Below are 7,792 nucleotides of genomic sequence, written 5' to 3'. Positions count from 1 at the left end.
GAGCTTCGCAGCCGCGGCTTTTGTGTCCATCGCACTAACCGCGTCGGAAGAGGCTCTACCGATCACCTGCAAGCCGATACGCGACAGTGCCGAACGAAGCTCTTCTGCAATCCCTTCAGCGAAGTAAGCCTGGTCGTGTGAACCGGAGAGATCAGCGAATGGCAGAACCGCGATGCGGCTGGCATTCGCGACCGTTGGCTTGAACAGCCACCAGCCGCCTGCGACTGCCGCAATTGCGCCCATTCCTCCACCGACTACGAGCCGCCGTGACAGGTTTGGCGGCCGAGAAGCATGACGGCCTGGAGCCAAGGCCTTGCCGGCCATGATATTCCTGGCTGCCGTTACTAAAGACGCGAAGCGGGGGTCGGCGACATCTCGCCGCCAACCGATCAGAGAGAGCGCCTGCGCTTCTCCGAAACCCAACGGCGGGTCGACAGCATCGAGCCGAACTGGGAGATAGATTCCGCGGCGTTGAGCACGGGCAGCTTCGTCGCGCACGAAATTGCCCTCACGCGAGACCGAGCGCTTGGTCCAAACCACTATGACGCACTTTGCTGCGTCGAGGTGATCCTCAATGTCCTCGCGCCAATTGGCGCCACCGCCGATGTGAACGTCCCACCAGACACTCAGGCCTTGGGCCTCTAACGCTTCGATGAGCGGCCTTACGCGAGCGCGGTCCTCGGCCTTGTACGAAACGAACAGGTCGGTCGCAGTCATCGTGCCCCCGGACGATGTGTCGGCTACATGACTATTGCGAGCAATATTTCGATTTCAAGTCAGCAGTGGATAGCGTCCATGATGCTTGACGGGCTAGTGGCAGGAACGGGTGGAAAGCTGCCACAGGCGGTGCAACATGCTCTGATGGAACCGTTCGACGGCATTCGGGACATAACGAGGCTGGCGCGAGCTGCGCACATGCCATCTAGTCGTAATCGCAGGAGTAGATCGGCCTGCCTTTAGCGCTCCTCCGCTAGGAATGGTCACTCCCTTCGACGGAATCGCTTCACTGGTTAGTCTCTGCGGCAGCTTGACTCGTGTAGAGCCTGCGGGGCCGGATTGGGAGCGGTGGCTTCGCCTTCTGAAGCAGATTTAACGGCGGGCTAACGCCGCGGTTACGCCGAGCGAACGGAGGTCCGCCCATCCTTTTTGCACGCGCTCGCTGCGCGAAGCCGATAGGGAGAAATGAGCATGCGTAAGGATGTTTGGTGGCGCCCGCCGTCGATCCGTGCCGGGCTGGTGTGTGGATCGATAGCGGTCGCAATGGGCGGAGTCGCAGTCGCGGCGGAATATGGCGACTGGAGCGCGCCCGTCAGCGCGGAATCGCTGCCCGGATCGAGCACGTCCGTGAACACTCCATCGAACGACGGCTGCCCAATCCTCAATCCGTACGATGGCAGCCTCTACATGGCTTCCAATCGACCCGGGGGATATGGCGGGCTTGACATCTGGATTGCGCCCCGCAGCGGCGCCGGCTGGGGAACGCCTGTTAACGCCGGGCCGAAAATCAACACGGCCGCGGACGAATTCTGCCCTTCACCGGCCCGCGGTAACCGCTTCTTTTTCGTCCGCCGGCTAAGCGCGACTGACACGGACATCTATGTCGTCAAGGACCTGCCGAACAAAGGCTTCGGGACTCCCCAGGCGCTGCCCCGCGGCGCCGACGCGATCAACAGCCCTTACGAGGAGTGGAGTCCGTCTTGGTTCGAGGCGGACGGACATGAATATCTCTATTTCTCCAGCACCCGCGTCGGAGCGCCGCGCCAACAGATCTTCTACAGCGTGGACCTCGGCCCGGCGCAGATGGCCCAAGGCGGCGTCCACAGCTCCGCCAGCGATGCGCGTCCGAATGTGCGCCATGACGGGCTGGAGATCGTTTGGGATTCTACGCGCACCGGCACGCTCGGCGGCCCCGACATTTGGTCATCCACCCGGACGTCGGTCTACGACGCGTGGGGCACGGCCGTGCACTTGGAAAACGGCATCAGCAGCTCGGGCAACGATACGCGCGCGTCGCTTTCGTGGGACGGCACGCGGCTGATGTTCGGGTCCACGAGGCCCGGCGAAGGCTCCGCCGACATATACACGTCGACCCGGTCGAAGAACGGCCACTAGCTTTCTTGGGGGCCGGGCGGGGCTCAGACTTTCAACGGTCCGAGCTCCGCCCTTTCCTCCGCGATATGATCCAGGATGCGCTTGCGGGCGGCCTCGAACCCCGGATCGCCTTGAAGCCCCTCGAATGCGGGCTCCTGCGCCAGGTCGAGTGCCACGTCGCGGCCGTTCGGCAGCCACTCCCGGTCGATCCCTTTGTTCAGGAGTGTTACCGACTGTGCCCGATCGCCCTGGACGGCCCGAATCATAGCAAGCTGACCGGTGGCGTCTGCGAGCGGCGTCCTCTTGAGGACCATCTCCAGGCGCGTCGCGGCCGAGTCGAGCAAGTAGCGCGCTTCATCCTCCTGCCCCTCGGCTTGTAGAGCTACGGCGATATCCGAGGCCAGCACGGGGAATAGCGCGCGGCGCTCCGACCGGGTTATGAAATCGTCCGCGTTCCGGAAACCTGCGCGATAAAGTCGGACCAGGTCGGAGCTGCGGCCGTGAAGGATCATCGCCCGGGCAGCCGGCGCAGAAAAGAACTCCGACGTCCAGAACTCTTCGGGCGCGACCGGCTTCCCTTCGAAGACGGTCGGCGGAAGACGCTGACCCCTGACCAATGGTGCATACCAGTCCGGGCACCCGGTGATCAGGTGGAGCGCGTCGTAATAGCCGATTCCGGTCAGGCTCTCGAACCAGTCGCCCCACAGAAGGCGCTTCGGATGGCCGCTCGCGTCCCTGCCCCGTTCGGCAAGCAGCTTCAGCGCGGCGGAATAGTCCCGGCGAATGTACGCGTCGGACGCTCTCAGGCTAACGATCAGCTCCGGGCTGGCTCCGGCCGCCGCGACTTTCCGCGCCAGCCGCTCGGTTGTTGCGTGGTCACCCAGCTCAGCCGCGGTCATCGCGTAATTCACCACGGCCGGTATCAACAGGGGATCGAGCTCGAGAGCGCGCCCATACGCCTGCATTGCCTCGCGGTGCCGGCCCTGCGCGTAGAGCGAATTACCTAGCCAGCTCCAAGCCTCGGAGTAGCTGGGATCGAGCGCCACGGCGCGTCGAAGCTGCGGTTCTGCCTCCGGAGACCCTTCGCCCTGGAGCAGTGCGAGAGTGGCGTGCGCCGGAGCGAAGTTCGGCGCCATCGCCAGCGCCTTTCGGACGGCAGCCTCTGCCTCCGCACCAGCTTTCGAATCCGCGATCGCGATCCGTCCGTTGAACTGGATGGCCGCACCCAGCAGAGACCAGGCCGGCGCATAGTTCGGGTCCTGTCGGACGGCGTCGCGCAGAAGCGCTTCCGCCCTCTTGAAGTTGGCGCGCTCTCTAGTGCCGATCAGGCGCCGCGCCTCGCTGTACAGCGCGTAGACCTGAGGCGTCGTGGCTATTTGGTCGGCCCGCCGCCCTCCCCCAGGCGAAAGCCGAGCGCGAAGCTTGCCTTCTATTCCGTTCGCAATGGCGTCCTGCAGCGCGAATGGTTGGCCCATGCGGCCGCGGAACGCATCTTGCCAGACGGCGACACCATCCTTGGTGCGGGAGAGGGTCACGGAGACCAGCAGCTCGTCGCCGCTGCGCCGGACGCTGCCCTCCAGGATGTGAGTGATACCGAAACGCTTGCGATATTCGTCGGGCGCAAGGTGCTGGCGCGCCATCGCTTCGGTCGTCGTCCGACCGAGCACTTGGATCGACCTGTTGCGCGTCAGGGCGCCACGTGTCTGTTCCCACAGACCTTCGGCCAGGAAGCTGCGATCAGAAGGCTGCTGGTCGAACGGCAGCACCGCGACCACCACGCGGTCCGCTGGGCCCTGGGGACTGCGCAGGAACAATGTCAGGGCAAACGCGATGAGGGCCACGAGCAGAATCAGGCGCGCGATGGCCGGCGCCCACCGACTGGGCTTTGCGGGCGAAACCAGTTCAACGTCCGTCACCGCGGCAACCCGCTTGGGCTTGCCGTTGCCGTTCGACAGCGTCTTGAACAGGCCGAGCGTTTCCTCTGACGGCTCGGCGTCAAAGTCATCGCGAAGGCGGTCGCGCAGGGCAGTGAAGTGGCGATGGAGCGCGACCTTGTCACCCACCTCGTGCGACAGACGCATTGCGAGCCGCCGCGCCTCCTCGCTCACCGGATCGAGCCTTAGGATCTCGCAAACCAGGTCCAGCGCCGCACGCGGGCCTGCCTGCGCTGCGCAACGCTCCGCGGCTTCGACAGCAAATCCGAAGCTCCTCGCAGGCTCATGCGCCCGCTGCAACCGCAGCCAGTCGTCCATTTCGGGATCGAGCCCGTCGAGGTCGGTCAGCAGTCCGGGGTCACTCGATTCCAGCAGGGTCATCAGGCGCGGCCAATCACCGGTTGCTGCGGCGGTCCGGATCAGTTCGAGGTCCGTGACGAGCACTTCGCGGCGGACCGCGGCCTCTTCCCGCCCGGCGATCAGGAATGAGCCGTCCTGTGGTCGGAGATGCTGCAGCTCGAAAATGGTTTGCCGGAGGCTTGACCGCGCCTGCGCTTCACCGCGGTCGCTCCACAGCAGATCGGCGAGCGCGTCGCGCGACATCGCGCGCCCCTGCATCGCAAGGGCGGCAAGCAAGGCGCGCGCCTTGCGAGTGCGGATCGGGACGGAGTTGCCGGACGGATCTTCGAGACGGAACGCGCCAAGACATCGCGCGACGATGGCCGAACCGGATGCGCCGCGCGCAAGCCGCTCGGCGACGTTCACGGCCAAATATTCCCCAACGAAACCAGCATGATCACGCCCCCGTTCGAGGCGATTAACATGCAACATACACCGTCTTTGGTCCAGCCAAGCAGAACGGCTCCTTGCGGGTAGAATCGCGTTCGCGGGCGAATATCAGGCCAGCCACTGGGCCGATTGGCGTCATGGACCGCCTCTGGGCTAGGTTCAGAGGTGGATGGGGAAAGCTACCTTCACGAGCTCGTCTTCCCTAGTGGCAGCTTTGGGTGGAAAGCTGCCATTAATTTCGAACTGCTCAAAGGATCTCCAGCACACCCGCGTCTCAGGATCGGGGCGGACCGTTTCTACCGCAGTCTGGGGGAGAGTACCGTGCCAGTTCGCAAGTTAGTAACAATCACCGTGTCGTCGTTCGCCGTGCTGATGCACCCAGGGATCGCGTTGGCGCAACAGGCGCCTACGGCAAGCATTTCTGAAATGGCGAGCACTCCTCTGGTGCGCGTCAATATCGCGGAATCGTTGAGAACCCCTCCCGACGAGGCGAGCATGACGGTCGGAACGCAGGCTAAGGCTCCGACTGCGACGCAAGCGGTTGCAGCGAACAAGACCAAGACGGAAAAACTGCTAGCGACCATTCGCGCGGCTGGGATCCGCGAGCGTGACGTCCAGACCCAAGGGATTCAGCTGCAGCCGGATTATCGCTGGGAAAATGTCCCCGGTGGTCAGGGACGCCAGACGCTGATCGGCTACATCGCCAGCAACTCGGTGCAGATCAAGACGCGCAACATCGATACGCTAACCTCTTTGCTCGATAGCCTCACGACGGCTGGTGCGGATTCTGTTTACGGCCCAAACTTCTCGATCGCCGATCCTGCTCCATTGAGGAAGGAAGCGCGCATTCGCGCCATGGCGCGGGGCCAGGCGGAAGCGACCGAGTATGCGCGGAACAACGGCTTCACGTCCGTCCGGCTGCTCTCGGTTGAGGAGGGTGTCTCCTATCGCGGCTCGGAAGTAATCGTCACTGGATCACGAGTCATGAATGCATCCGCACCACCGCCACCTCCGCCGCCGCCCGCGCCCGAACGCGATGGGGGCATCGTGGCTCCGGGTCAGCTGGAAACAGGCGTTACGCTCAATTTGCTGTACCGGATGGAGCGCTAGGCGGTCCCCGGCCTCGAAGGTTCCAATGGAGGAAAGCTGCCGAGCTTCGCCACGGTTAGAAAATCGGGGCCGCCGTTGAGTTTTGCCACGCATGGCGGGGGGCATCCTGCAGGCGCGTACTGCCCCCAGGGCGGCCTGCGGGGGCCCCCCGGACTGTTCAACAGGGCGTTCCGGCCGTTTCGCGCCTGTCCCTAGCCGCGCAGCTCTAATGGCAGGAATGGGTCGAAAGCTCCCACTAGCCTCCGCCAACGGCGCGGGTACTGGAGCACCGCGCCGTTCACTTCGCCTGGTAATGTACGCAGCAGCAGCGATCGCATGAAAAGCGCCGGAACCCGGCATGTTGAGGATAGTTGCTCGCGTATGGCTGATTCAATCCTCATCGTCGAAGACGAAGTTCTTGTCGCACTCGAAATGGAAAGCATTCTCGAAGAGCGCGGCTATGAAGTCGTTGGAATCGCGGCTGACCTAGAGGGTGCCTTGGCTTTCGCCGGCCGGAACGTCGACCTCGCTCTGGTCGACCTCAACTTGCGCGACGGTCTGACAGGGCCGGAGATCGGCCGGCGCTTAGCCAACGAGCATCGCGCCAAAGTGTTGTTTGTGACGGCCAACCCTCGGCTGCTTGGCGACGGGATCGCTGGCACGATTGGTGTCCTCACTAAGCCCACAAACGAATCCAGCCTGACGTCGGCGGTCGCGTTTGCTCTCAGCAAGGCCGAGGAAGCGCCGCCTTCTCTACGCTGCTTCCACTGATCAGGAACGGCTAAGCGCCGCGGCCGGTAAATCGATCGCGACGACCAAGCCCTCGGTGCGCCAGTCTCTTACAAGCTCCCCGCCCAGCTGCTGAAAGACGCTGATGTCCGTCAAACGCGTTCCAAAGCCTTGGAGATCGGGCTCCTGCAGGATTGGCGGGCCACCTAACTCCTCCCAACTGAGCCGAATTCTCCCGTCTTGAATTGACGACACGAGGCGAACTGTTCCTACGGGCGTGGACAGCGCGCCATACTTGGCGGAGTTCGTCGCGAGTTCATGGAAGACGAGGCCGATGGGAGTCGCGGATCGATCGTCGACCGAAATATCATCGCCACTGATCGTCAATCGTCCTTCGTCCAACGCGGGGTAGGGCAGAAGCAACTCTGTCAACAATGCGTGCAGGGTCGACGGGCCCTCGTGCCGTGCGCTGTCCTCGCTGTGAGGGCGAACGTAGTCATGCGCTCGCCCCAGTGCAGCGACGCGCGCCTGCATTTGCCGAGCAAAGGATTTCATGTCCGGAAACTGTCGGGCCGAGAGACCGATCAGACCGTTTACGACTGCAAAGATGTTCTTGATCCTGTGGCTCAGTTCGCGGCTCAAAATCTCGTTTTGCTGACCGATTTGCTTCTGCTCATGGATGTCGGTGCAAGTGCCGACCCAACGGACAATGTGCCCATCGTTGTCCCGCACTGGAAGCGCTCTTCCGAGTGTCCACCGGTATTCACCACTGTGGTGCCGAAGGCGATATTCAATCTCGTAGGGCTCACCGGTCCTCAGGCTATGGCGCCAACGGGCCCAAGCACGCTCTTGATCGTCCGGATGGAACATGCCGTTCCAGCCCTCGCCATCGGTCGATCCCTCCGGAGCACCGGTAAAGGCATACCATTGCGCATTGTAATAATCGTGTGCGCCGTCCGGCTGCGTCGACCAAACCATTTGAGGCATGGCGTCGGCGAGCTGTTGGAAGGATATCTGATCTGCTGCCCTTGCGAGTGCCTCGCTGATTGCTGAACTCACCAGGTTCCTCTCGTTCTCAGGGCGGTCGGGACAGATGCGCGCCCGCGAAATACACGCCCTCGGTACCTCTAACATGTATCAGGCAATCTGAACGAGTATGG

The 7,792-nt window shown here is 63.1% G+C and carries 6 protein-coding genes; 3 read left to right on the top strand and 3 right to left on the bottom strand.

What is annotated here, in order from left to right; all coding sequences use genetic code 11:
• Positions 1–717: TIR domain-containing protein (locus tag LZ016_RS10945; RefSeq protein ID WP_241447406.1), on the bottom strand; the 717-nt coding region annotated here is incomplete at its 3' end.
• A 471-nt stretch (positions 718–1,188) separates the two neighbouring features.
• On the opposite strand from LZ016_RS10945, the gene LZ016_RS10940 reads away from it, so the two are divergent.
• A complete protein-coding gene (locus LZ016_RS10940) occupies positions 1,189–2,112 on the top strand; it encodes a TolB-like translocation protein (protein ID WP_241447405.1) in 924 nt (307 codons plus the stop codon).
• A 23-nt stretch (positions 2,113–2,135) separates the two neighbouring features.
• Here the strand turns inward: LZ016_RS10940 and LZ016_RS15715 are convergent, their stop codons facing one another.
• On the bottom strand, positions 2,136–4,790 hold the full coding sequence (locus tag LZ016_RS15715; RefSeq protein ID WP_241447404.1) for a tetratricopeptide repeat protein: 2,655 nt from the start codon (positions 4,788–4,790) through the stop codon (positions 2,136–2,138).
• 450 nt (positions 4,791–5,240) lie between these two features.
• Here LZ016_RS15715 and LZ016_RS10930 point away from each other — a divergent pair, with 450 nt between their 5' ends.
• Positions 5,241–5,924 (top strand): SIMPL domain-containing protein, encoded by a 684-nt coding sequence (locus tag LZ016_RS10930; RefSeq protein WP_241447403.1) that lies wholly within the window; start codon positions 5,241–5,243, stop codon positions 5,922–5,924.
• Between the two features lie 360 nt (positions 5,925–6,284).
• Entirely contained in the window at positions 6,285–6,674 is a 390-nt protein-coding gene (locus tag LZ016_RS10925; RefSeq protein WP_241447402.1) for a response regulator, read from the top strand.
• Here the strand turns inward: LZ016_RS10925 and LZ016_RS10920 are convergent, their stop codons facing one another.
• Complete coding sequence (locus tag LZ016_RS10920; protein ID WP_241447401.1) at positions 6,675–7,691, bottom strand: PAS domain-containing protein; 1,017 nt, start codon at positions 7,689–7,691, stop codon at positions 6,675–6,677.
• Between the last annotated feature and the right edge of the window lie 101 nt (positions 7,692–7,792).

Source organism: Sphingomonas telluris (assembly GCF_022568775.1).
Classification (GTDB): Bacteria; Pseudomonadota; Alphaproteobacteria; order Sphingomonadales; family Sphingomonadaceae; genus Sphingomicrobium; species Sphingomicrobium telluris.
This window is presented reverse-complemented; position numbering and strand designations above follow the sequence as displayed.

What these genes read in the sequence shown, in the direction of transcription:
- LZ016_RS10940 (WP_241447405.1), top strand. Translation starts at nt 1,189, where the DNA reads ATGCGTAAGGATGTTTGGTGGCGCCCGCCGTCGATCCGTGCCGGGCTG.
- LZ016_RS10930 (WP_241447403.1), top strand. Translation starts at nt 5,241, where the DNA reads ATGGCGAGCACTCCTCTGGTGCGCGTCAATATCGCGGAATCGTTGAGA.
- LZ016_RS10925 (WP_241447402.1), top strand. Translation starts at nt 6,285, where the DNA reads ATGGCTGATTCAATCCTCATCGTCGAAGACGAAGTTCTTGTCGCACTC.